The organism is Streptomyces sp. NPDC059906 (assembly GCF_042730645.1).
GTDB classification, from domain to species: Bacteria; Actinomycetota; Actinomycetes; order Streptomycetales; family Streptomycetaceae; genus Streptomyces; species Streptomyces rubrogriseus.
Genome location: NZ_JBHWKU010000031.1, coordinates 60,316 through 83,253, shown reverse-complemented (window position 1 = coordinate 83,253; position 22,938 = coordinate 60,316). Strand labels below are relative to the sequence as shown.

At 73.7% G+C, this 22,938-nt stretch carries 18 protein-coding genes; 5 read left to right on the top strand and 13 right to left on the bottom strand.

Features of this window, described 5'->3' with window-relative positions:
• The first annotated feature begins 7 nt into the window (after positions 1–7).
• Both ACFV9J_RS33085 and ACFV9J_RS33080 read left to right on the top strand, forming a co-directional pair.
• The gene (locus ACFV9J_RS33085) at positions 8–1,150 is read left to right on the top strand and encodes an aminoglycoside phosphotransferase family protein (RefSeq protein WP_385360473.1); all 1,143 of its coding nucleotides are present in this window, start codon (positions 8–10) and stop codon (positions 1,148–1,150) included.
• A 309-nt stretch (positions 1,151–1,459) separates the two neighbouring features.
• On the top strand, positions 1,460–3,379 hold the full coding sequence (locus ACFV9J_RS33080) for an N-acetylmuramoyl-L-alanine amidase (RefSeq protein ID WP_385360471.1): 1,920 nt from the start codon (positions 1,460–1,462) through the stop codon (positions 3,377–3,379).
• Positions 3,380–3,400: 21 nt separating this feature from the next.
• On the opposite strand, the gene ACFV9J_RS33075 is transcribed toward ACFV9J_RS33080, so the two are convergent.
• The 6 genes from ACFV9J_RS33075 to ACFV9J_RS33050 form a co-directional block, all read right to left on the bottom strand.
• The gene (locus ACFV9J_RS33075) at positions 3,401–3,898 is read right to left on the bottom strand and encodes a hypothetical protein (protein WP_385360469.1); all 498 of its coding nucleotides are present in this window, start codon (positions 3,896–3,898) and stop codon (positions 3,401–3,403) included.
• Between the two features lie 58 nt (positions 3,899–3,956).
• Positions 3,957–4,559, bottom strand: a complete 603-nt coding sequence (locus ACFV9J_RS33070; RefSeq protein WP_385360466.1) for a CGNR zinc finger domain-containing protein — start codon at positions 4,557–4,559, stop codon at positions 3,957–3,959.
• Positions 4,560–4,595: 36 nt separating this feature from the next.
• A complete protein-coding gene (locus tag ACFV9J_RS33065; RefSeq protein ID WP_385360463.1) occupies positions 4,596–5,498 on the bottom strand; it encodes a universal stress protein in 903 nt (300 codons plus the stop codon).
• Between the two features lie 85 nt (positions 5,499–5,583).
• A complete protein-coding gene (locus ACFV9J_RS33060; RefSeq protein ID WP_167308736.1) occupies positions 5,584–5,793 on the bottom strand; it encodes a DUF397 domain-containing protein in 210 nt (69 codons plus the stop codon).
• A gap of 136 nt (positions 5,794–5,929) precedes the next feature.
• Complete coding sequence (locus ACFV9J_RS33055; RefSeq protein ID WP_385360460.1) at positions 5,930–6,769, bottom strand: alpha/beta fold hydrolase; 840 nt, start codon at positions 6,767–6,769, stop codon at positions 5,930–5,932.
• Positions 6,770–6,832: 63 nt separating this feature from the next.
• Positions 6,833–8,341, bottom strand: a complete 1,509-nt coding sequence (locus tag ACFV9J_RS33050; RefSeq protein ID WP_385360458.1) for an acyl-CoA synthetase — start codon at positions 8,339–8,341, stop codon at positions 6,833–6,835.
• A gap of 173 nt (positions 8,342–8,514) precedes the next feature.
• On the opposite strand from ACFV9J_RS33050, the gene ACFV9J_RS33045 reads away from it, so the two are divergent.
• A complete protein-coding gene (locus tag ACFV9J_RS33045; RefSeq protein WP_385360455.1) occupies positions 8,515–10,290 on the top strand; it encodes a serine hydrolase in 1,776 nt (591 codons plus the stop codon).
• A gap of 10 nt (positions 10,291–10,300) precedes the next feature.
• Here ACFV9J_RS33045 and ACFV9J_RS33040 read toward each other — a convergent pair whose 3' ends face one another.
• The 4 genes from ACFV9J_RS33040 to ACFV9J_RS33025 are packed head-to-tail and all read right to left on the bottom strand — an operon-like array spanning position 10,301 to position 15,524.
• Entirely contained in the window at positions 10,301–11,872 is a 1,572-nt protein-coding gene (locus tag ACFV9J_RS33040; RefSeq protein ID WP_385360453.1) for a phytoene desaturase family protein, read from the bottom strand.
• Between the two features lie 60 nt (positions 11,873–11,932).
• Positions 11,933–14,182, bottom strand: a complete 2,250-nt coding sequence (locus ACFV9J_RS33035; RefSeq protein WP_385360451.1) for a tetratricopeptide repeat protein — start codon at positions 14,180–14,182, stop codon at positions 11,933–11,935.
• Between the two features lie 21 nt (positions 14,183–14,203).
• Positions 14,204–15,106 carry an oxygenase MpaB family protein gene (locus ACFV9J_RS33030; RefSeq protein WP_385360449.1) on the bottom strand — a complete coding sequence of 301 codons (903 nt, stop codon included), beginning with the start codon at positions 15,104–15,106 and terminating at the stop codon, positions 14,204–14,206.
• A 40-nt stretch (positions 15,107–15,146) separates the two neighbouring features.
• Entirely contained in the window at positions 15,147–15,524 is a 378-nt protein-coding gene (locus ACFV9J_RS33025) for a four-helix bundle copper-binding protein (RefSeq protein ID WP_003971908.1), read from the bottom strand.
• Between the two features lie 183 nt (positions 15,525–15,707).
• Here ACFV9J_RS33025 and ACFV9J_RS33020 point away from each other — a divergent pair, with 183 nt between their 5' ends.
• Both ACFV9J_RS33020 and ACFV9J_RS33015 read left to right on the top strand, forming a co-directional pair.
• Positions 15,708–16,067 carry a DUF6479 family protein gene (locus tag ACFV9J_RS33020; protein WP_385360446.1) on the top strand — a complete coding sequence of 120 codons (360 nt, stop codon included), beginning with the start codon at positions 15,708–15,710 and terminating at the stop codon, positions 16,065–16,067.
• Between the two features lie 74 nt (positions 16,068–16,141).
• On the top strand, positions 16,142–17,800 hold the full coding sequence (locus tag ACFV9J_RS33015) for a cytochrome bc complex cytochrome b subunit (protein WP_385360443.1): 1,659 nt from the start codon (positions 16,142–16,144) through the stop codon (positions 17,798–17,800).
• On the opposite strand, the gene ACFV9J_RS33010 is transcribed toward ACFV9J_RS33015, so the two are convergent.
• From ACFV9J_RS33010 to ACFV9J_RS33000, 3 genes are all read right to left on the bottom strand, one after another.
• On the bottom strand, positions 17,776–18,186 hold the full coding sequence (locus tag ACFV9J_RS33010) for a cytochrome c oxidase subunit 4 (protein ID WP_385360441.1): 411 nt from the start codon (positions 18,184–18,186) through the stop codon (positions 17,776–17,778). The genes ACFV9J_RS33015 and ACFV9J_RS33010 overlap by 25 nt on opposite strands.
• Positions 18,183–19,904, bottom strand: coding sequence for a cytochrome c oxidase subunit I (ctaD, locus tag ACFV9J_RS33005; protein WP_385360438.1), 1,722 nt, complete (start codon positions 19,902–19,904; stop codon positions 18,183–18,185). The genes ACFV9J_RS33010 and ctaD overlap by 4 nt, the downstream gene beginning before the upstream one ends.
• A gap of 97 nt (positions 19,905–20,001) precedes the next feature.
• Entirely contained in the window at positions 20,002–22,806 is a 2,805-nt protein-coding gene (locus tag ACFV9J_RS33000; RefSeq protein ID WP_385360435.1) for a hypothetical protein, read from the bottom strand.
• Between the last annotated feature and the right edge of the window lie 132 nt (positions 22,807–22,938).

Below are 22,938 nucleotides of genomic sequence, written 5' to 3'. Positions count from 1 at the left end.
CTCGCCCATGTACGCAGCATCGTCCTCCGTGTCCGCCCCGCAGCGCGCGCTGCACCCCCGCCCGACGGCGGGCGGCGGCCCCTATCTCGCCCCAGCGCGTCCGGCGGCCCCGGTGCTCGGGGCCGGCAGGGCGCGGCTCGGCGCGGGGCCCGGCACCCAGCCGCTCAGCGGGAGAATCGACCTGTCCGGCCCCCAGGGGGCCCAACTGCGCACGGCGATCGCCGCCGTGCACCGGATCTGCCCGGAGTTCTCCCCCGTGCAGGTGCTGCGGCGCAGCGGACGCTCCGTGCTCCTGGTCGGAACGACCGGGCGGAGCACGGCGGTGGCCAAGTGCTTAGTGGACCACTCCCCCGCGTGGGCGGAGCGCAGCCGGCACGAGATAGGGGCATACCGCTCGTTCGTCCGGCAGCGCCCTCCGGTGCGGGTGCCGAGACTGATCGCGGCGGATCCGGACAACGGCACGCTGGTCATCGAGCGGATGCCCGGAAGGGTGGCGGCGCTGCAGCGGCATCCCCTGGAGGCCCCGCCGCGGGCGGACATCAGGGCGGCCATCGGAGCGGTCTGCCGGCTGAACGCCTGGCGGCCGCCGGCCGGCACCTTCGAGGCCCCACTGGACTACGCGGCCCGCATCTCCCGCTACCACGAACTGGGGCTGCTCACCGACCGGGACCTGGGCGACCTGCAGAAGCTGCTGCACGGCATCGCCCACGCGGGCGGGCGCCAGGGCATGGGCCAGTTCTGTCACGGTGACGCGCTGCTGTCCAACGTCCTCATGTCCCCGGCCGGTCCGGTGCTGGTGGACTGGGAGCACGCGGGCTGGTACCTGCCGGGCTACGACCTGGCCACGCTGTGGGCGGTCCTCGGGGACGCTCCGGTGGCCCGCCGTCAGATCAGCCAGATCGCCCAGGCGACGGGCACGGCCGCACGCGACGCGTTCCTGGTGAACCTGATGCTCGTACTGACCAGGGAGATCCGTACGTACGAGACGGCCGTGCAGCGTTCGATGCACGATCCGGTCGGGGCCGCGCCGGGACCGGCCCATCCGGGTGCCGCGCCGACCGGTGAGGAACAGCGGCTGCTGCTGCGCCGGTTGCACGACGACTGCCAGCTGGCCCGGCGGGCCGTGCGGGCGGCGGTCGGCACGCGCTGACGGGACGGCGCGAGAGGACGACGGTGCGCGGTGTGCCCTTCCGACAGGGGGCGCACCGCGCTCTTCGTGTCCGTGCGCCCGGGTGTGCGCAGGGACCACAGGTGTACGCCACTGACGCCCCGCAGGCGGGCGGGCCGTCGCCACGAAACCCCCCGAACCCCTTGCTGACGTGGGAAATCATCGCCATGACGGCATGATTGACGGATCGTCGGACCGCCGGGTACGACTGACCCAGCCCGGCCCCGCACGTCCGTCACGTCCCCCCACGCCCGACCGTCACAGGAGGCCGTTTTGCGAGGATCCCCCGTCGTGCCCGCCCTGGCCACCGCGGCACTGCTGCTGCCGCTGCTCGGCGCGGCCCCGTCGGCCGCCGTGCCCACGGACGCGCCGCCCGCCCCGGACCGCCTCCAGCGGGCGTTCGCCACCGCGGCGGCCGAGTACCACGTGCCGCAGAGCGTTCTGCTCGGCGTCTCCTACCTCCAGTCCCGCTGGGACGCGCACGGCGGCGCGCCGAGCGTGACCGGCGGCTACGGCCCGCTGCACCTCACCGACGCCCGTACGGCCCTGGCCGGGGCGTCGCACCACGGCGGGGGCTCCGAGGACCCGCGCGGCGACGACGCGCGCGCCGCGCTGCACCCGACCGGCGGTGCCACCGCGCCGTCCGGCGGCCTGCCGGCCCGGCTGACCACGCTGCCGCGGGCCGCCGGGCTGACCGGGCTGAGCCCCGAGGCGCTGCGCACGGACCCGGCCGCGAACGTGGCCGGCGGTGCGGCGCTGCTCGCCGCCGCGCAGCGCGACCTGGGTGCGCCGCTGAGCGCGGACCCGGCGGACTGGTACGCGGCGGTGGCCCGTTTCTCCGGCGCGGAGGACTCCGCGACGGCGGCGTCGTACGCGGACGACGTCTACGAGGTCATCCGCACGGGTGAGCGGCGCACCACGGACGCCGGCCAGCGGGTCTCGCTGGCCGCCCGCCCCGGCGTGGCGCCGGACGTCTCACGGCTGGACGGCGCGGGCCTGCGCGCCGCCTCCGCCGCCGGTACCGAGTGCCCGAGGTCGGTGTCCTGCGAGTGGGTCCCGGCCCCGTACGAGGAGTTCGGCGACGGCGACTACGGCAACCACGACCTGGGCACCCGGCCTGCCTCCCAGCGGATCCGCTACATCGTCGTGCACGACACGGAGGGGACCTGGGACGGGGTCCTCAACATGGTCCAGGACCCCACCTATGTGTCCTGGAACTACACGCTGCGCTCCACCGACGGCCACATCGCCCAGCACGTGAAGGCGAAGGACGTCGCCTGGCACGCGGGCAACTGGTACGTCAACGCGAAGTCGATCGGTCTGGAGCACGAGGGTTTCCTGGCGGAGCCGGACGCCTGGTACACGGAGGCGATGTACCGGTCGTCGGCGCGGCTGGTGAAGTACCTGGCGAAGAAGTACGACATCCCGCTGGACCGGCAGCACGTCCTCGGCCACGACAACGTGCCCGGCACCACGACGGCGACGATCCCTGGCATGCACACCGACCCGGGCCCGTACTGGGACTGGCGGCACTACTTCCAGCTGCTCGGCCGGCCCTTCCAGCCGACCGCGGGCAAGAAGTCCGCCGTGGTGACGATCCGCCCCGACTACGACGCCAACCGTCCCGGCTACACCGGTTGCGAGACGGCGGGCGAGCCCTGCGCGCCGCACGGCTCCAGCGAGGTCCGGCTGTACTCCGACCACGACGTGAACGCGCCGCTGATCAAGGACATCGGCCTCGGCACCACCCCCACGACCGGGGTGAACGACCTGTCCTCCCGGGTCTCCACGGGCCAGCAGTACGCGGTGGCCGACCGGTGGGGCGACTGGACGGCCATCTGGTACCTGGGGCAGAAGGCCTGGTTCCACAATCCCCGGAAGAGCCCGGCCGCGGTACCCGCCTCGGGACGTGTGATCACTGCGAAGAAGGGCCTCGCGAACGTCCCGGTGTACGGGCGCGCGTACCCGGAGAAGGCCGCCTATCCGGCGGACGTGCCCGCCCAGGCGGTGTCGCCCCTGCCGTACACGCTGCCCGCGGGGCAGAAGTACGTGGCCGGTGAGAAGGTGCCCGGCGAGTACTACTACGCGGTCACCTTCGACGAGGCGTCCCACCGGGTGGTGACGGGCAAGGACCAGTACTACGAGATCCAGTACGGTCACCGGGTCGCGTACGTGCGCGCCGCCGACGTGACGGTGTCCGCGGCCCGGTAGCCCGCTGCCGGGAGCCGGGTCTCAGCCCTGCTGGAAAAGCTCCGCCGGGAGCGGCTTCAGCAGGGCGTACAGGTCGTCGGTGATGGGGCGGTCCCAGGCGGCGATGGTCACCAGGACGCCGTCGCTGCGGTCGAACTGGACGCAGGAGATACGGCTCTCGGAGAGCTTGAGGCGGCGCACGATGAGCAGGTTGTCGCCCTGCATCACGGGGACGTCCTCGGCGCCGGCGACCGTGATCTCCTCGTCGTTCTCCAGCGCGAGCAGCAGCTGGGCCACCTCGAAGGGGATCTCTCCCTCGGGGACCTCGCGGGCCGGGGAGCCGTCCGGGAGGTTGCCGATGATCATCGCGGGGCCGCGGCCGCCGAACAGGTCGTAGCGCAGGAAGACGCCCTGACAGCTGCCGTCGGGCGCGGGCAGCAGACCGGCGCCGAGATTGCCGGGCCAGTCGCCCGGGTCCATGGCCAGTACGTCGAAGTCGGGCCCGGCGGGCGTGGCGCTGCGGCGGCGGAGGAACGACATGCCGCCATGGTACGTGGCCGAGGGCCCCGAACGGCGTGCGGGCAGCAGCCCGGCCGGGCTACGCGGTCCGCCGCCGCCGGTCCTGGTGGCGGGCCACCCTGGCCCGGTTGCCGCAGGAGGGCTTGCACCACTCCTGCCGCGGGTGCTCCTTGAGGAAGTAGCGCACGCAGCGCGGCGCGTGGCAGGCCCGCAGCCGCTTCAGGTCGGGCCCCGCGAGGAAGCCGATCACGGCCTGGGCGAGGGCGGCGGCGAGGTCGGTCCGTACGCCCTGCGCGGGGACGGCGCGCACGACGGGTCCGGCGGCGTCGGCCCAGGCCAGGACGGGGACCGTGGGGGTGCGGGCGGCGGCCTCGTTCACCAGCCGCAGGGCCTGGGGCACGGGCAGCAGCCGGGCGGCGTCGGCGGGGCTCGGCTCGCCGGGGCGCACGGCGCGGGCGAAGAGGGCGCGGGCGGCGGCCCGTACGTCGCGTACGGCGGCCAGGGTGGACGCGTCGGCCTCGAAGACCCCGGCGTCCGGCAGCACGGCGGGGTGTGCCCCGACCCAGGCGGTGAGCCCGGCCGGGTCGGCCAGTTCGTCGGCGACGCCGCCCTGCCCGTCGTGCCGGACGGTCAGCGCCAGGTCGAGCGCGATCCGGGTGTCCCTGCTGGGCGAGTCCTGCATGCGGCCGATGATAGGCACGCCGGGCCCGGCGGGGTGTCACTCCTGCGGGGGAGCGGGCGGCACCACCGCGATCGGGGCCGCCGCGTGCAGCAGCACGGCGTGGGTGACCGAGCCCATCATCCGGGCGGGGGCCAGCAGGCGCCGGCGGTGCCGGCCGACGACGACCAGGTCGGCGTCCCTGGAGGAGGCGACCAGGTTCCCGGCGGCGTCGCCGGGCAGGGCGTGGGCGTCGACCCGGACGTCGGGGTGGCGTCCGCGGTAGGGGGCGAGCAGGCCGTCGGCCAGGACCCGCGTCTCGCTCTCGACGGAGACCTCGTCGATCACCAGGGGCATCATCTGCCCCGCGGCGGCCCAGGTCTGCACCGGCCACGGGTAGGCCGCGACCACCTGGAGCCGGGCACCGCGCAGCTCGGCCTCGGTGAAGGCGAAGGACAGGGTGGCGTCGTCGGGACTGTCCACGTGCAGGCCGACCACCACTCGGGGGCCGGGTTCGGCCGGTGCCTCGCCGTGGACCTCGCGTCCGGGCCGGGGCACCACGACGACCGGGCACTCCGCGTCGCGGGCGGCGGCCATGCCGTTGGAGCCCAGCAGCAGGCCGGCGAAGCCGCCCCGGCCCCGGGAGCCGAGGACGAGCAGCTGGGCGTCCGCGCCCAGTTCCGGCAGCAGGGCGCCCGGAACGCCTTCCATGCCCACGTACTCCGTCGGCACCGCGAAGGCCCGTCCTTGAAGGTACGCCCGTGCTTGGTCGAGCGCGGGGTCCTCGGCGGTGTCCGGCGGGCCCGCGACCAGGACGTCGGTCTGGGCCCAGGCGGCGTACTGGCGCACATGCACCACCCGCAGGGGTGCCGCGCGCCGGTGGGCGGCGTCGAGCGCCCAGTCCAGGGCGCGCAGGCCGTCGTCCGAACCGTCGACCGCCGCGATGACCGGCAGGGTGCTCATGGGTCCTCACCTCCGGAATACGGACTTCCCCCCGGCGGCGGACCGGACACCCCGGTTCGGCCGGTCGGCGCACCCCGCCCGTGTCCTACGTGAGGTCGAACTCCCCTTCCCGCGCTCCCGACACGAACGCGCCCCATTCCGCCGGGGTGAAGATCAGCGAGGGGCTCTGCGGGCTGCCGCTGTTCCGCATGGCGATGAATCCCTCGACAAAGGCGATCTGGACATCCCCCAGGCCCCGGCTGCTGGACTGCCACTGCGCGTTGCTGAGATCCAGCTCCGGCTTGTCCCAGCCCATGAGCGGGCGCTGGTGGGTGATGCTCTCGGCCACGTCCGTGCTCCTCCCGGTTTCGTCGTCCGCGGCCAGCCTAGCGACCGGGTTCGACCGCCGACAGGCCATGTGAGGGGTGCCTTCGGAAGAGAACCGAAGGAGATCAGTTCTGTCCGAGGAAAGCGGCGACCCGGTGGGCGAACCACCGCGGGTCGTCCAGCCACGGGTAGTGCCCGGCGCCCGGCTGGACGGCGAGCTCGGCGTGCGGGAAGACGTCGGCGCAGCGGCGCGCCAGCTCCGGGCCCGGGCCGCCGTCGCGCTCACCGGCGAGGACGAGCACCGGGGCGGGGCAGCGGGCGAGCGCGGCCCGGGTGGCGGGCGGGTCGAAGGCGTCCGGGGAGAGGAAGACGCCGCCCGCCTCGTCGTTGCTCTCCTTGTCGGCGAGCGCGTCGTGTGCGCGGGCCGTGTCGTCCCAGCGGCCGAAGAAGAAGGGGACGAACACCGGATCGAACTCGCCGGTCCCGGCCAGCCAGGCCCGGAAGGGCCCGATGGCCTCGTCGAACCAGGGCTCGTCCGTGCGCAGGAGCGCCGCCCGGAGCCGGTCCTCGGGCGTCGCCGGCATGTCCAGGGCCCAGGGGGTGGCGGCGACCAGGACGAGCCGGGACACCCGTTCCGGGTGGCGGGCGGCGTACAGCAGGGCGAGGCTGCCTCCGGCCGAGTGCGCGAGGAGGTCCATGCGTGCGAGGCCGAGGTGCTCGCGCAGTGCCTCCACGTCGGCCACGAGCCGGTCGCAGCGGTATGTCGCCCGGTCCTTGGGGACGGCGGAGTCGCCGGTGCCGCGCAGGTCGAGGAGGACCAGCCGGCGGTGTGCGGCGAGGCCGCCCAGGTCGCCGAGGTAGCTGGACGCGCGCATGGGTCCGCCCGGCAGCACGACCAGCGGGTCCCCCTCGCCGCGTACGTGGAAGGCGAGGCGGGTCCCGTCGTGGGCGGTGAAGGTCTGCATGGCGCCGATCCTCACCGGCCGCCGCCCCGCCGCGCAACGGGGTTGTGGAACCGGGCCCCGGGGTCAGGCACCGGCGAAGCGGTTCCGGAGTTGCCTCTTGAGGATCTTTCCGCTGGCGTTGCGCGGCAGGGCGTCCACGAACAGGACGCGTTTGGGTGCCTTGAAGGCGGTGAGCCGCTCGCGGGTGTGGGCGATCAGCTCGTCCTCGGTGACCTCCGAGCGGGGGACGACGACGGCCGTGACGGCCTCGATCCACCGTTCGTCGGGCAGGGCGATCACGGCCGCCTCGGCGACCGCGTCGTGGGTGTAGAGGGCGTCCTCGACCTGGCGGGAGGCGACCAGTACGCCACCGGAGTTGATGACGTCCTTCACCCGGTCGACGATGGTGTAGTAGCCGTCGGCGTCCCGGACGGCGAGGTCGCCGGAGTGGAACCAGCCGTCGCGGAAGGCGGCCTCGGTCTCCTCGGGCCGGTCCCAGTAGCCGTCGCACAGCTGCGGGGAGCGGTAGACGACCTCGCCGGGCGTGCCGTCGGGGACGTCCTTGCCGTCCTCGTCGACCACCCGGGCGTCGACGAAGAGGACGGGGCGGCCGCAGGAGTCCATGCGGCCCTCGTGCTCGTCCGGGCCGAGCACGGTGGCGAGCGGGCCGATCTCGCTCTGGCCGAAGCAGTTGTAGAAGGCGAGGTGCGGCAGGCGTGCGCGCAGTCGCTCCAGGACGGGCACCGGCATGATCGACGCGCCGTAGTAGGCCTTGCGCAGGCCGGTCAGGTCGCGGGTGGCGAAGTCGGCGCGGTTCGCGAGGCCGATCCACACGGTGGGCGGTGCGAACAGGCTGTCCACGCGGCCCGTTTCGATCAGGTCGAAGAGCCGGTCGCCGTCGGGCGCGTCCAGGATGACGTTGGTCGCGCCGACGGCGAGGTAGGGCAGCAGGAAGACGTGGGTCTGGGCCGAGTGGTAGAGCGGGAGCGCGTGCACGGGGCGGTCGCCGGCGCGGAGGTCCAGCGCGGTGATGGAGCTCAGGTACTCGTGCACCAGCGCCCGGTGGGTCATCATCGCGCCCTTGGGCAGCGCGGTGGTGCCCGAGGTGTACAGGAGCTGCACCAGGTCCTCGGCGCCCGGTTCGGGGCCGTCGTACGGGGGCGTCGCCGCGAGGCGGGCCAGGAGCGAGTCGCCGGTGTCGCGCAGCGGCAGGGTGCGGGCCCGGCCGGGGAGCCGGGCGGCGAGGCCGGGGTCGGTGAGGACCAGGGTGCTGCCGGACTGGCCGACGATGTGGGCGAGGTCCTCGCCGATGAGGTTCTGGTTGGCCGGGACGTGCACCAGGCCCGCGCGGGCGCAGGCCAGGAACGCGATCAGGTAGGCGTCGGAGTTGTGGCCGTAGGCGGCGACCCGGTCGCCCGGGGACAGTCCCTCGCCCAGCAGGACGCTCGCCGCGCGGGAGACGGCGGTGTCGAGTTCCGCGTACGTCCAGGAACGGTCGCGGTACTCCACCGCGACGCGTGCCGGAGTGCGTCGGGCGCTGCGGCGCAGCACCCCGTCAACGGTGCTGCCGGTGCTGCCGTGTCCGGGCGTCATGACCTGATCCTCGGCCGGTGGCGGGGGCGGGTCAAGCGGTGCGCGCCGGTCCGCCGGCTCCTGGCGCCCGCTTGGTCGGCCCCATTGACACGGCCCGCCGCTGACAGGAAAGTTTCACTCCGCACGGCGATCCGGGAAAGATACTTTCAGCTTCGGTGGCGGGAGACTCTTCGATGGCCGGTCAGGCGACGAACGGATTCAGTCGGCGTCAACTGGGCGCCGGTGCCCTGGCCCTGGGGGGTGCCCTGGCCCTCGCCCCGTTCGCGGCCGGGCCGGCCGAGGCCGTCTCCGAGGGGCGCCGCCGTCCCACCCTGCGGCACGGCTCCGCCGAACGCGCCGGGCTCCTCCCCGGCCATCTGCGCCGGCTCGTCACCGACGCCGAGGCGTTCCTCGGCCCGTCCCCCGAGCACCCGTGGTACGCGGGCGCCGTGCTGCTGGCCGGCCGGGGCGGCACGGTGGCGCTGCATGAACCGATCGGCATGGCGGTGCGCTACCGGGCCTACGACGAGGCGACGGACACCGGCGTCGAGTTCCCGCCGGGTGAGCAGATCCCGATGGCCCGGGACACGGTGTTCGACCTCGCGTCGATCTCCAAGCTGTTCACCTCGATCCTCGCCGTGCAGCAGCTGGAGCGGGGCGCGCTGGAGCTGGCGGCGCCGGTCGCCTCGTACCTGCCGGACTTCGGCCGGGCGGGCAAGCAGGACGTGACGGTCCGGCACCTGCTGACCCACACCTCGGGCTTCCGGGCGTGGATCCCGCTGTACAGCGCGCCCACGTACGAGGAGAAGGTCCAACTCGTCTACGACGAGGCACCCGTCAGCGCGCCCGGGACGGCGTACCTGTACTCGGACCTCAACATGATCTCGCTCCAGCTGGTGCTGGAGGAGGTCACCGGCCGCACCCTGGACGTCCTGCTGCGCGAGGGGATCACGAAGCCGCTGGGTCTCGCCCGCACCCGCTACAACCCGCCCGCCTCCTGGCGGCCCGGGATCGCGGCCACCGAGGACGCCCGCAAGCCCTGGTCCGGTCTGGACCGGGGGCTGGTGTGGGGCGAGGTGCACGACGAGAACGCCTTCAGCCTGGGCGGCGTCGCCGGTCACGCGGGGGTGTTCTCCTCGGCGTGGGACCTCGCGGTCCTCGGTCGCACCCTGCTCAACGGCGGGTCCTACGGGCGGGCGCGGATCCTGCGGCCGGAGTCCGTGGAGCTGATGTTCACGGACTTCAACACCGACTTCCCGGGCGACGAGCACGGCCTGGGCTTCGAGCTGTACCAGCACTGGTACATGGGCGCGATGGCCACGCCGCGCACGGCCGGGCACACCGGTTTCACGGGCACCTCGCTGGTGCTCGACCCGACCACCGACTCCTTCCTCGTCGTCCTCGGCAACTCCGTCCATCCGGTGCGCGGTTGGCGTTCCGGGTCGGCTCCCCGGGTGGCGGCGGGCACCAACCTGGCGCGGGCCGTGCCGGTCCGTCCGGCACACGGGCGCACGGCGTGGTTCTCGGGGACGGCGGGTTCCGCCGCGGCCACGCTCACGCTGCCCGCCCTGGACACGTCGGCCGGGCGGGCCCGGCTGCGCTGCGCGCTGTGGTGGGACACCGAGCCCGGCTCGGACGTGCTGGTCCTGGAGGCCTCGACGGACGGCGGCGCGGGATGGCGGCCGGTCCCGTTCACCACCACGCGCCGCGGCGAGGCGCCCCGCGACCATCCGGCGGGCTCGGCCACCGGCTGGTCGGGACGCGTCTGGCACCGGCTGAGCGCCGACCTCCCGGCCGCGCACCGGCTCACCCTGCGCTGGCGGTACACGACCGACCGGCTGTACGTGGGCCGCGGGGCGTACGTCGACGGGCTGCGCGCGGAGGCGGCCGGCGACGTCCTGTTCCACGACGCGCGCCCGGCGGACGCGGCACGCGTCGTGGCCGAGGGGTGGACGGCGTCGGCGGACTAGTAGTGCTTCGTCAGGCCTTGTCCCGTTCCAGCACCGCCATCGCCGCGTTGTGTCCCGGGACCCCGCTCACCCCTCCGCCGCGCACGGCGCCCGCGCCGCACAGCAGGACGTTGGCGCGGGCGGTCTCCACGCCCCAGTGGCCGGTGCCCTCCTGGGCGTGCGGCCAGGACAGCTCGCGGTGGAAGATGTTGCCGCCGGGCAGGCCCAGGTCGCGTTCCAGGTCGAGGGGTGACCTGGCCTCGATGCAGGGCCGTCCGTCGGCGTCGGTCGCCAGGCAGTCGGCGAGGGGTTCGGCCAGGTGGGCGTCGAGCTGGGCGAGGGTCGACCGGAGCAGTTCCTCGCGTACGGCGTCGTGGTCCCGGGCGAAGAGGCGGGCGGGCGTGTGCAGGCCGAACAGGGTGAGGGTGTGCATCCCCTTCGCGGCCAGGTCGGGGCCGAGGATCGTGGGGTCGGTCAGCGAGTGGCAGTAGATCTCCGAGGGCGGGGCGGCGGGCAGTTCACCGGCGGCCGCTTGGGCGTGCGCGGCGGCCAGTTGCTCGTAGCCCTCGGCGATGTGGAAGGTCCCGGCGAAGGCCTCGCGCGGGTCGGCGTCCGGGTCGCGCAGCCGCGGCAGCCTGGTCAGCAGCATGTTCACCTTGAGCTGGGCGCCCTCGGCCGGCGGGGGCGGGGCGTCGCCCGTGAGCGCCGCCAGTTCGCGCGGGGAGGCGTTCACCAGGACGTGGCGGGCGGCGGCGGCGCCCTCGCCGTCGGCGGAGCGGAAGGTGACCTCGGCACGGTGCCCGTCCGCGTCGATCCGGACCGCCTCGTGGCCGGTGGCGAGCACGGCCCCCGCGGCGCGGGCGGCGTCGGCCAGCGCGTCGGTGAGGGCGCCCATGCCGCCGACGGGTACGTCCCAGGCTCCGGTGCCGCCGCCGATCACGTGGTAGAGGAAGCAGCGGTTCTGGGCCAGGGAGGGGTCGTGGGCGTCGGCGAAGGTGCCGATCAGCGCGTCGGTGAGGGCCACGCCCCGCACCAGGTCGTCGGCGAAGTGTTCCTCGATCGCGACGCCGACCGGCTCCTCGAACAGGGCCCGCCAGGCCGTCTCGTCGTCGACCCGGCGGCGCAGTTCGTCCCGGGTGGGCAGCGGTTCGGTGAGGGTCGGGAAGACCCGCTGGGCCACGTGGCCGGTCATGGCGTAGAAGCGCTGCCAGGCGGCGTACTCCCGCTGCGAGCCGGTGAGCCGGGCGAACGACTCGCGGGTGCGGCGCTCGCCGCCGCCGACGAGCAGCCCGGTGGGCCGCCCGGCGCGCTCGACGGGCGTGTACGAGGAGATGGTGCGCGCCCGCACCCGGAAGTCCAGGCCGAGATCCCGCACGATCTTCCTGGGCAGCAGGCTGACCAGGTACGAGTAGCGCGACAGCCGTGCGTCGACCCCGGCGAACGGCTCCGTGGACACGGCCGCTCCGCCGGTGTGGTCCAGCCGTTCGAGGACCAGCACGGAGCGGCCGGCCCGGGCCAGGTAGGCGGCGGCGACCAGGCCGTTGTGGCCGCCGCCGACGATGACGGCGTCGTAGGTGCGCGAGGTGCTGGGCGGGGGCGTCATGGCTCTTGGTAGCACGGCCCGATCGGGGGCGGCCAGCCCGCCGCCGGGCACCGGCTCCGGTCAGCGGGCGGCCACCGAGCGCAGTGCCGCGACCCTGCGGTACAGCTCCGCGGCCTCGGCGGCGCGGCCGAGCTGTTCCAGGCAGTGGGCCTCGTCGTCGCGGGCGACGAGGGTGTCGGGCCGGTCGGGGCCCAGGACCCGTTCGCGGGCGGCGGCGACCAGACGGTACTCGGTGAGGGCGGCCGCCCAGCGGCCCAGCCAGCCCAGGGCGACGGCGACCTCGCGGTGGCTGACCAGCGTGTCGGGATGGTCGGGGCCCAGGACCCGGCCGCGGACCGCGCACACCGCGCGGGCTTCTTCCAGCGCCTCCCCCCAGCGGCCCAGCCTGCCGAGGTTGACGCCCCGGCCGTGCCGGGCGCGCAGGGTCTCGGGGTGATCGGCGCCCTGGGCGCGGGCGCGGTCGGCGATCAGGTGCTCGTAGGCGGTCAGCGCTTCGGCGCAGCGGCCGAGGCGGCCGAGGGCGACGCCGGTCTCGTAGCGGGCGGCGAAGGTGTCGGGGTGGTCGGGGCCGAGGGCTCGCGCGCGGGCGGCGGCGACCTCGCGGTAGGTCGCCAGGGCCTCCTGCCAGCGGTCGAGCCGCCCGAGTTCGTAGGCCACCTCGTAGCGGGTGACGAGGGTGTCGGGGTGGCCGGGGCCGAGCACCCGGGCCCGGGCGGCGGCCACCTCGCGGGCCATCCGGTGGGCGTCCTCGGTGCGGCCGAGGCGGCCCAGGTTGAAGGCCAGGTTGTGCCTGCAGCGCAGGGTGTCGGGATGGTCGGCGCCCATGGTGCGCTCACGGGCGGTCAGCACCGACGTGTACACCTGGTGGGCGTCGGTGTGGCGGCCCAGCCGGCCCAGGGTGTAGGCCATCTCCTGGCGGACGGCGAGGGTGTCGGCGTGGTCGGCGCCCATCGTCCTGATCCGGGCCTGGGCGACGCCCTTGTAGGCGCGCAGCGCGTCGGCGGCCCGGCCGGTGCGCCCCAGTGCGAAGGCGGCCTCGTAGCGGCTGGCGAGCGTGTCGGGGTGGTCGGGACCGAGCAGGCGCTCGCGTTCGGCCGCGACCGCGCGGTGGGCCCGGCCCGCCTCCTCCCAGCGGCCGAGGCGGCCCAGGCTCAGCGCCGCGTGGTGGCGCTCGGCCAGTCCGGCGGCGGCCTCGGACGCCGGCTCGGGCCACTCGTCCGGGGCGGGCTCGACGGTCCGGCCGCCGTCGGTCCCGGCACCGGTCGGCCGCGGGATCCACTCGCCGGACAGGCCTGCCCCGGGGTCCGGGGGCGTGGCGCGCGGGCCGGTGCCCCTCGCCTTGTGACCGGTCGTCATGCCGTGGGTCCAGGACGGCAGCCCGGTACGGCCGCCGACCGGCCGCGGCGTCCGCGGCGTCGTCCGCGGCCGGGCTGTCGCGAGGGCCGGCACCCGCGCCGGTGCGCTGCGTCCGGCGGTGATCCGGCGGCCCAGCTCGCCGGCGTCGTCCGGGCGCCGCTCGGGCCGCTTGGCCAGCAGGTCCAGGATGATCCGGTCCAGGTACCGGGGCAGCTCGGCGCGGTGGGTGCGGGGCGGTTCGGGCTCGGTGTCGCGGTGGCCGACGAGGATCGCCCAGGCGTCGTCGAGGTCGAACGGCGGGACGCCGGTGGCGATCTCGTAGAGTACGCAGCCCAGGGAGTACAGGTCGCTGCGCCGGTCGACCTCGTCCCCGCCGATCTGTTCCGGCGACATGTAGTGCGGGGTGCCCATGGCGATGCCGGTGCCGGTCAGCCGGGCGGTGAAGCCCGCGTCGGCACCCAGCCGGGCGATGCCGAAGTCGCAGATCTTCACGGTGCCGTCGGCGGTCCGCACGATGTTCGCCGGCTTGAGGTCGCGGTGCACGATGCCCTGCTCGTGGGTGTAGGCGAGCGCGGCGGCGACCTGTTCGGCGATGTCGACGACGTCCTCGACGGGCAGCGGATGGCCCTTGTTGTCCTCCAGGAGCCGGCTCAGGTCGTGTCCTTCCAGCAACTCCATGACCAGGAAGAGCACGCCCTCCCACTCGCCGAAGTCGTGGACGACGGTCACCCCGCGGTGCTGGAGCGCGGCCGCCACCCGGGCCTCGCGCCGGAATCTCTCCCGCAGGACGCGGGTGAAGGAGTGGTCGTGCTGCGTGCCCAGCGGTTTGAGGCACTTGACGGCTATGCGACGGCCCAGTGACTCGTCCCGCGCCCGCCACACCTCGCCCATGCCGCCGCGCCCGATCCTCTCGAGCAGCCGGTACCGGCCCTGGATCAGCGTGCTGTCCCCCATGACTTCGCCCGCCCCCGTGGTTCAGTCCGCCGCGCCCTCCCCTGGCCGGTCCAGTATGGCCGCTTGTCGTCCGATTTTGTATGGCGCCGGGCGCACGCCCGGGCCGAGCCGTGCCATGGCGCGCAGGATGTGTCTGGGCGGCAGCTGCCAGCGCAGACGTGCGGGGACATGGCGCAGCAGGGTGCCCGTGGCGCGCAGCCGGCGGGTGACGGTGGCGGGCGGGGGTGCGGCTCTGTCGTAGAGCTCGTGCGCGTACGGCGGTAGGGAGTCGTACGCAAGACGGGCGACCCGCCGCCACAGCAGCTCGCGGGCCGGGACCAGGAGGGGGTGGGTGGGCGGGCGGAGCAGGAAGTCGTCCACCTCGTGCGCGTCCGCTCCCGCGGTCAATTCGGGCCGTACCCGCGCGAAGTAGGCGGCCAGCTCGGCCCGGTTCGCGGGTACGGAGGCGGGGTCGAGGCCGACGAGACGGGCGCTGTGCCGGTGTTCGGCGAGGTAGCGGTCGGCGTGCGCGTCGGTGAGCGGGAATCCGGAGCGGCGCAGGACGTGCAGGTAGGAGCCGATCTCGGCGCAGTGCACCCACAGCAGCAGGGCGGGTTCGTCGACGCCGTAGCGTTCGCCCGTGTCGGGGTCGGTGGCGCCGAGCATGCTGTGGATCTTCCTGACCCGGGCTCCGGCCCGCTCGGCGGCCTCGGTGGTGCCGTACGTCGTGGTGCCGACGAAGCCCGCGGTGCGCATCAGCCGGCCCCACGCGTCGCGCCGGAAGTCGCTGTTCTGCATCACGCCGCGCACCGCGCGCGGATGCAGGGCCTGGAGGTAGAGGGCGCGGATGCCGGCCACCCACATCATCGGGTCGCCGTGCGCCTGCCAGGTCACGGAACGCGGGCCGAACAGGCCCGGGTCGCCGTCGGTCCGTGTCGCCGCCATACGGGCAGGCTAACGCGGTGCGGGGCCCGTTCCCAGGGCCTCAGCGCAGGGTGGCCAGGAACTCTCCGCAGGCGCGGGCGCAGTCGCGGCAGGCCTGGGCGCTCTCCTCGGCGCCCGGGTGGTCGTCGAAGACGTGCGCGCTCTCCAGGCACACCTGGCGGCACCACTCCAGCTGGGCGCGGATGGCGGCCTCGTCCACCTGGTTCTGCTCGGACAGCACCCGGCAGGTCGCGTCGCACACCTCCGCGCACATGATGCCCCTGCGCCGCACGAGTTCCTGGTTCTCGGTCCCGTCCGGGTCCACGAGGCTCGCCCGCAGGGCGCAGGCCCGGGCGCACTCGGTGCACGCCTGTGCGCACGCGAAGCGGTCCTCGAGGAAGCGGAACAGTTCCTGCTGGGAAGTCGTCGTCGATGTCACACCGAGCGGGTTGCCGCCGACCGCGGCGCCAAACGGCCGGGCCCGGTGTTTCCAAGGGTTCCGGGCCGTTTCCGATCGGAAAGGCCGGCTCTTCGCGGGCGCGAGCGTCGCGGTGGCGGTGGCGGTGGCGGTGGCGGTGGCGGTGAGCAGGTTCGTCGCGCGGGCCTGGGGTACCCGCGCTCCATGACCAACGCATGGATGGACCTGGCCGCGGGCGGCTCGGGCGCGCTCGCCGTCTGGCTGATCGTCGCGGCCGTCGTGGTGGTGGCCGTGCTGATCGGCGCGTTCGCCTTCGGCAGTCGGCAAAAGCGCCGGGAGCCGCCGCCGCCTCGTCCCGAGGAGCAGCCCCGTATGCCCGACGACGGTCCCGTCCACGAGCAGCGGGAGCGCCGGGAGCCCGACGAGATGCCGCGGAGCGACGAACGCACGCTGCCGCACGAGATGGGGCACCAGGGCAGCCGAACCGCTTCCGACCAGGAGCGGCCCCGCTGGGACGAGGGCAGCAGCGGTTCCTTCGGCAGCGGCGGCCCGGGCGGACGCTGATCCGGCAAGCCGAAGGGTGACCGTACGTGGCCGCTGCGTAGTTTCCGGCACGGGCGGTGGGGAACCCATGCGCCGTGCTGTTGCAGAGGAGAAGGGCCCGCGCCGGTGCGCGGGCCCGCCACGCGGCCGAACACACCGTCAACTGGGCCGACGGGCGGCTCCCCGTCTCCGAGGGCGGGGGGCTGCTGCGCAAGGCCTTTCCCGAGCACTGGTCGTTCCTGCTGGGCGAGATCGCCCTGTACAGCTTCGTCGTGCTGCTGCTGACCGGGGTCTGGCTGACGCTGTTCTTCAAGCCCTCGATGACGGAGGTCGTCTACGACGGCTCGTACGAGCCCCTGCTGGGGGTGAGCATGTCGGAGGCCTACCGCTCGACGCTGGACATCAGTTTCGACGTGCGGGGCGGGCTGCTGATCCGGCAGGTGCACCACTGGGCGTCGCTGGTGTTCCTGTCGGCCATCGGGGTGCATCTGCTGCGGATTTTCTTCACCGGGGCGTTCCGCCGTCCGCGTGAGGTCAACTGGCTGATCGGTGTCACGCTCTTCGTGCTGGCGCTGGCCGAGGGCTTCGCCGGCTACTCGCTCCCGGACGACCTGCTGTCCGGGACGGGGCTGCGCATCGCCCAGGGGATCATGCTGTCCATCCCCGTCGTGGGGACGTACCTCAGCATGTTCGCGTTCGGCGGCGAGTATCCCGGCGAGGACATCGTCCCGCGGCTGTACTCGGTGCACATCCTGCTGCTCCCGGCGCTGCTGGTCGCGCTGGTCACACTCCATCTGATCCTGGTGTTCTACCTGAAGCACACCCAGTGGGCGGGCCGCGGGCGCACCAACCGCAACGCGGTGGGCAAGCCGCTGTTCCCGCAGTTCATGGCGAACTCCACGGGCCTGTTCTTCATGGTCTTCGGTCTCCTGACCGTGCTTGCGGCGGTGGCCGAGATCAACCCGATCTGGACCTACGGCCCCTACCGCCCCGATGTCGTCTCCACGGGCTCGCAGCCGGACTGGTACGTCGGGTTCCTGGAGGGCTCGCTGCGGCTGATGCCGCCGTTCGAGACGGCGGTGGCGGGCCATACCGTCATGTGGAACGTGCTGGTGCCGGCGGTCCTGCTGCCGGGCGCCCTGTTCGCGGTGCTGTACGCCTACCCGTTCTTCGAGCGCTGGGTGACGGGCGACCACGAGGAGCACCACCTGTGCGACCGGCCCCGGGACAAGCCGGTGCGCACCGGGCTGGGCGTCGCCGCGATCGTCTTCTACGCCGTACTGCTGCTGGCCGGCGGCAACGACATCCTCGCCCACACCTTCCACGTGTCGCTGAACCTGCTCACGTGGATCTTCCGCGTGTCCCTGGTGCTGGCGCCGCCGCTGGCCTTCGTCGCGACCAAGCGCGTCTGCCTGGCGCTGCAGGAGCACGACCGCGAGCGGCTGGCCGAGGGCGAGGAGACGGGCGAGGTGCACCAGACCCTCGCGGGCGGTTACGCCGAGAGTCACGGGCCCCTCGATCCCGAGGAGCGTCACGTGCTGCGGGCCCGCAGGCAGCCCGAACCGCTCGCGCCGTCCCCGAAAGAGGGCGACGCCCCGCACGTGGGCCGGCTGCGGGCGACGCTCAGCGAGTGGTACTACGGCGACCGGGTCGACGTCGAGGACGCGGAGCCGGAGCCGGAACGGGAGTCGGTGGCGGAGGCGTCGGCGCAAGCGGTGGAACGGGACGCCTACTCGGGCGAGCCGGAGCGCTGAACGCCCCGGTCGGCGTACTGGAAGACCAGTCCGCAGACCCCCATGGTCAGCAGGCCGAAGCCGATCAGGGCCAGCCACAGCCCGAAGACGATGCCGAACGCGAGCACCACGGCGGCCAGCGCGATCGTGATCGGCCAGGCGCTGCGCGGCGGGAAGAAGTCGACCGGACCCGCGGTGTCGACGGCCTCGCCGTCACCGCGGTCCTGGGCCCGCAGCCCGCGCCTGCGGTACTGCACGCGCAGGAAGAACGCGACGAGCGAGGCCATGAGGAAGGCGAGGACGAGGGCGGCGGTGCCGGCGGGCTCACGGGACCACCAGCCGTAGAGGGCAGCCTCGGCTCCGAAGAAGACCGCCACACCGGTGAACAGACGGGATTCGGTCCTCACTGCACCTGCCTCTGATCGTGTCGGGTGATGTCGGGGTGGTGGAGGTCGAAGGCCGGGGACTCGGAGCGGATCCGGGGCAGGGACATGAAGTTGTGGCGCGGGGGCGGGCTGCTGGTGGCCCATTCGAGGGAACGGCCGTAGCCCCAGGGGTCGTCCCGGCCGACCTTCTTCCCGTACTGGTGGGTGCGCCACACGTTGTAGAGGAACGGCAGGGTGGACAGTCCGAGGAGGAAGGCGCCGATGGAGCTGATGGTGTTCAGCGTGGTGAAGCCGTCCGCGGCCAGGTAGTCGGCGTAGCGGCGCGGCATGCCCTGCTCGCCGAGCCAGTGCTGGACGAGGAAGGTGGTCTGGAAGCCGACGAAGAGGGTCCAGAAGTGGATCTTGCCGAGGCGTTCGTCGAGCAGTTTGCCGGTGAACTTCGGCCACCAGAAGTAGAAGCCGGCGAACATCGCGAAGACGACCGTGCCGAACAGCACGTAGTGCAGGTGGGCGACGATGAAGTACGAGTCCGTCAGGTGGAAGTCCAGGGGCGGGGAGGCGATGAGGACGCCGCTCATGCCGCCGAGCAGGAACGTCACCAGGAAGCCGCACGCCCACAGCATGGGTGTCTCGAAGGAGAGCGAGCCGCGGGTCATCGTGCCGATCCAGTTGAAGAACTTCACCCCGGTCGGCACGGCGATGAGGAACGACATGAGGGAGAAGAACGGGAGCAGCACGGCACCGGTGGCGAACATGTGGTGGGCCCACACCACCGCGGAGAGAAAGGTGATGGCGATGGTGGCGCCGACCAGGCTGACGTAGCCGAAGATCGGCTTGCGGCTGAAGACCGGGATGATCTCGGTGACGATGCCGAAGAACGGCAGCGCCACGATGTACACCTCGGGATGGCCGAAGAACCAGAACAGGTGCTGCCACAGCAGCGCCCCGCCGTTGGCCGCGTCGAAGACGTGCGCGCCGAACTTGCGGTCGGCTTCGAGCATCAGCAGCGCGGCGGTGAGCACGGGGAAGGCGGGCAGCACCAGGATCGACGTGAACAGGATGTTCCAGGTGAAGATCGGCATCCGGAACATGGTCATGCCGGGGGCGCGCAGGCAGATGATGGTGGTGATGAAGTTGACGGCGCTGAGTGTGGTCGACACACCGCTCACCACGAGGCCCATCGTCCACAGGTCACCGCCCGGTCCCGGACTGAAGGTCGCGCTGTTCAGGGGTGCGTAGGCGAACCAGCCGAACGAGGCCGCTCCCCCGGGCGTCAGGAAACCCGCCACCACCATCAGTCCGCCGAACAGGTACATCCAGTACGACAGCGCGTTCAGCCGGGGGAAGGCCAGGTCGGGGGCGCCGATCTGCAGGGGCATGATGACGTTGGTGAACCCGGCGAACAGCGGGGTCGCGAACAGCAGCATCATGATGGTGCCGTGCACGGTGAACAGCTGGTTGTACTGCTCGTTGCTGAACAACTGCAGCCCGGGCCGGGCGAGTTCACTGCGCATCAGCATGGCGAGGACGCCGCCGAACAGGAAGAAGCCGAACGACGTCGCGAGGTAGAGATGGCCGATCACCTTGTGATCGGTCGTCGTGGCCCACCGCACCAGCGCCCGGCCCAGCGTGCGGTTCGTCCGCTGCCGAGCCGGGGTCCGGTGCGGCGACTTCGTCCTTCTGTCCACCGCCATGCGGCGGAGAGTACCCAGGCGCCGTGGGCTCAGGCCCACGACCACGCCGAGGCCTGCGCGGGGCGTCCGGCGGATGGGCCACCTGGCGCACGCGGGCGCGGACCGGACGGTGCCGGGTCCGCGCCCGCGCGCGGAGATCGGGTTACGAGGCGTCGAGCACGGTGCCGGTCAGCACCGGGCCCTGCGGTTCGCCCTCGTCGTCGGTGTTCTGGAACCCGACGTACTCGGTGGGCTCCGCGACCTCGTCGCCGATGGTGGGCACGGTCACCTCGGTCTCCGTCTCACCGGCCGGGACGGAGACCCAGAGCGCGAAGTAGTCCAGCCGGGAGAGCGGGACCTCCCCCTCCGGGACCACACCCACCGTCTCGACGAGCCAGTCGTGGTCGACGTCCTTGGTGGACAGCTCGGGACGGGTGTCGTCGGGGACCGGTACCAGCACGGTGTTCAGGTCCACGTCGGCGGGTTCCGAGAGCGAGACCCGCCAGCGCAGCGGCTGCCCCTCGGTGACCTCGTCGGCGACGGGCGTGACGTCGATCTTCGGCCTCGGGTCGTCCTCCGCGACCGTCACGCCGCCGGCGTAGGAGCCGACGACCGAGCCGTGCACCGCCTTGACCAGCAGGTCGTGGTTCGAGTCGCCGCCGTAGCGCTGGTTGCCCGTCACCTTGACGGGCACGTCGACGAAGGGGCGGCCGGAGCGTACGGTGACCAGGCGCTCCTCGACCGCCGTGCCGAAACCTTCCATGACGTACATCCGGACCGTGCCGGTGCCCTTGCCCGAGACCCGCACCGGGACGTGGTAGGTGCGCACGCCGAAGTCGCCCTCCTCGACCGTCGTCCGGCCGACGTCGACGCGGGCCAGCGGGGCCGGCCGCACCTGGGGGGTGCCGGGGTGCCAGGCGTAGGCGTCCATCAGCCAGGCCTTGCCGGCGCGGGAACGGGGCGTCAGTTCCAGCGTGGTGACGCGGCGCAGGTCGACTCCGGCGCGGGTGGCGGCGGTGAGCGGTACGCGCAGTTCCTGCGCCCAGTAGGAGGCCGTGCGTTCGCTGCCCGGCAGGCCGTCGGCGTGGACGGCGCCGAGGGTGGCACGCCGGCCGGCGGTGTCGGTGACGGCCACGTCGAGCCGGGTGCCGGTGCTGCCCGGCGGCACGATGACGCGCAGGGCGAGGCTCCGTGCGCCGTTCAGGGAGACGGGTGCGCCGGGACGGACCCGGGCCGCGGTGCCGGGCTCGGACCAGTCCAGGGCGATCGCGCCGCGGCCGGTCTCGCGTTCCGGCTGCCAGTACGCGAAGTGCGGTGAGGAGCCGTGCGCGTCCTCGCCGAGGCAGGCGACGCCCGGGTCGGGGTCGACCGCGGAGCACAGGCGTCCGCCGCCGGTCACCTGAACGCCGGCGTCCGGCAGGAATCCGTCGCCGCGGCCGGCGCCGACCGCGTGGGTCAGCACCCGGGCCGGGTCGGCCGAGGGGGCGCGGCGGCCGGTGCCGTCGACCAGTTCGCGCACCCGGTCGTCACCGGCGACGAACAGCCGGGCGGCGGCGGCGATGTAGGTCGCGCCGGCCCGGTGCTGCTGCTCGGCGCTGAGCCGGGTGGGGCTGGACGCCGAGCAGACCGGGTCGGGGTCCTCGGGGTCCTCCCAGAAGTCGTCGGTGGCGGGTGCCTGGGCCTGGCCGGGCGTCCACTCGGTGTTGAAGTAGTTGTGGTTGGCGCCCGTGATGTGGACCGCGCTGTGCAGCGCGCGGCCCCGGCTCACGCCGCGGGTGCCGTCGACGTAGAGCTGCCCCTGAAGGTCGGAGACGTCGCCGTCGCAGCCCGGCAGGATGGTCAGGGACGGCACGTCGGGTACCGGGTTCTGGCCGAAGGCGGTGGGACCGATGAGCACGGTGCCGCGGATGTTCCAGCGGGCCCGCCCCGGGTGGCCGTCCTGGTCCGCGGGCGGCGGGTACAGGCTGTCCATGGCCGCCCGGTCGACGCCTTCGCCGCCTCGGGAGTGGCCGACCAGCAGGACGCGGGAGAGGTCGGCCTGCGGGCCCCGGCGTACGGCGGCCGGGGCGGTGGAGGTCCTGGCGGCCCAGTCGGCCCAGCGGGCCAGGTGCGAGCGCACCAGTGACGAGCGGGCCTGGGCGCCGCCGTCCTCGAGGCCGCCGTCCTGGCCGTTGATGCCGTTGGCGGAGATCGAGACGGTCACATAGCCCTGGGAGGCCAGCAGTTCCTGGTCCTGGAGGTAGCCGCGGTGGCTGGGGATGGGCTTGGCGTCGTCGGCGCAGGGCCAGTCGATCGTGACGGCCTCCTCGCCCTGGCCGGGGACGTAGCAGGTGGCGTGGCGACCGTGCAGGAAGAGCGCGAGGGGGCGTTTGCCGGTCGCTCCCTTCGGTGCGACGACCACGCCGCGCATCTCGACCGGGGCGGACAGGCCGGGCAGCCGTACCGGGTCGAGCGTGTACTCGCCGGTGGCGGTGGCGAACGACCCGGGCCGGCCCGGGTCGACGGTGCCGGCGGGGAGCTGGGCCGGGAGTTTCGCCTCGGGCGCCTGGGAGGGGCGGCGCTGTCGGGCGGCGGCTCCCGGGTCCTGGTCCAGCCGGCGGCCCGCGGCGCGGACCTGGAGGTCGGTCAGCCCCTGCGGTGCGCCCGGCCGGGTCTCGTCCAGCGGTAAGCGGAAGGTCCTGCCGTCGCGGTCCGGTTCCGGTACGCCGAGCAGGCGGCCGGCGGCGTGGAACTCCACCCGTGCGTCGCCGGGCGGCACGGCCCGCGGGGAGCGCCACTCCAGGGATCTCGCCTCGCCGGTGCCGGTGATCCGCCAGCCGGGCGGCAGGTCGGCGGTGCCGTTCGGCGCCGCCCGTACGGATGCGGGGCCGCCGGGCGGTTCCGGTGCGGCCTGGGCCGCGGCGGGCGCGGCGCCCACCAGGGTCAGGGCCGCTGTCGCGGCGGCCCACAGCGTTCGAGCACGTATCAAGAATCCGCTCCTCAACACCTCGGTGGTACCTCGGTCCGGGGCAACGCCCGTACGGGCGCCCCTGGTTGGAGGAGGGGAAGGAGATCCTTGGGGTTGCCTGTGAGCCGTCAGCCGTCAGCCGTCAGCCGTCGT

Bases quoted from the DNA above. Each gene is read 5' to 3' on its own strand.
- ACFV9J_RS33020 (WP_385360446.1), top strand. From the start codon at position 15,708: ATGACCAACGCATGGATGGACCTGGCCGCGGGCGGCTCGGGCGCGCTC.
- ACFV9J_RS33085 (WP_385360473.1), top strand. From the start codon at position 8: ATGTACGCAGCATCGTCCTCCGTGTCCGCCCCGCAGCGCGCGCTGCAC.
- ACFV9J_RS33075 (WP_385360469.1), bottom strand. From the start codon at position 3,898: ATGTCGTTCCTCCGCCGCCGCAGCGCCACGCCCGCCGGGCCCGACTTC.
- ACFV9J_RS33045 (WP_385360455.1), top strand. From the start codon at position 8,515: ATGGCCGGTCAGGCGACGAACGGATTCAGTCGGCGTCAACTGGGCGCC.
- ACFV9J_RS33040 (WP_385360453.1), bottom strand. From the start codon at position 11,872: ATGACGCCCCCGCCCAGCACCTCGCGCACCTACGACGCCGTCATCGTC.
- ACFV9J_RS33030 (WP_385360449.1), bottom strand. From the start codon at position 15,106: ATGGCGGCGACACGGACCGACGGCGACCCGGGCCTGTTCGGCCCGCGT.
- ACFV9J_RS33060 (WP_167308736.1), bottom strand. From the start codon at position 5,793: ATGGGCTGGGACAAGCCGGAGCTGGATCTCAGCAACGCGCAGTGGCAG.
- ACFV9J_RS33055 (WP_385360460.1), bottom strand. From the start codon at position 6,769: ATGCAGACCTTCACCGCCCACGACGGGACCCGCCTCGCCTTCCACGTA.
- ACFV9J_RS33035 (WP_385360451.1), bottom strand. From the start codon at position 14,182: ATGGGGGACAGCACGCTGATCCAGGGCCGGTACCGGCTGCTCGAGAGG.
- ACFV9J_RS33070 (WP_385360466.1), bottom strand. From the start codon at position 4,559: ATGCAGGACTCGCCCAGCAGGGACACCCGGATCGCGCTCGACCTGGCG.
- ACFV9J_RS33065 (WP_385360463.1), bottom strand. From the start codon at position 5,498: ATGAGCACCCTGCCGGTCATCGCGGCGGTCGACGGTTCGGACGACGGC.
- ACFV9J_RS33050 (WP_385360458.1), bottom strand. From the start codon at position 8,341: ATGACGCCCGGACACGGCAGCACCGGCAGCACCGTTGACGGGGTGCTG.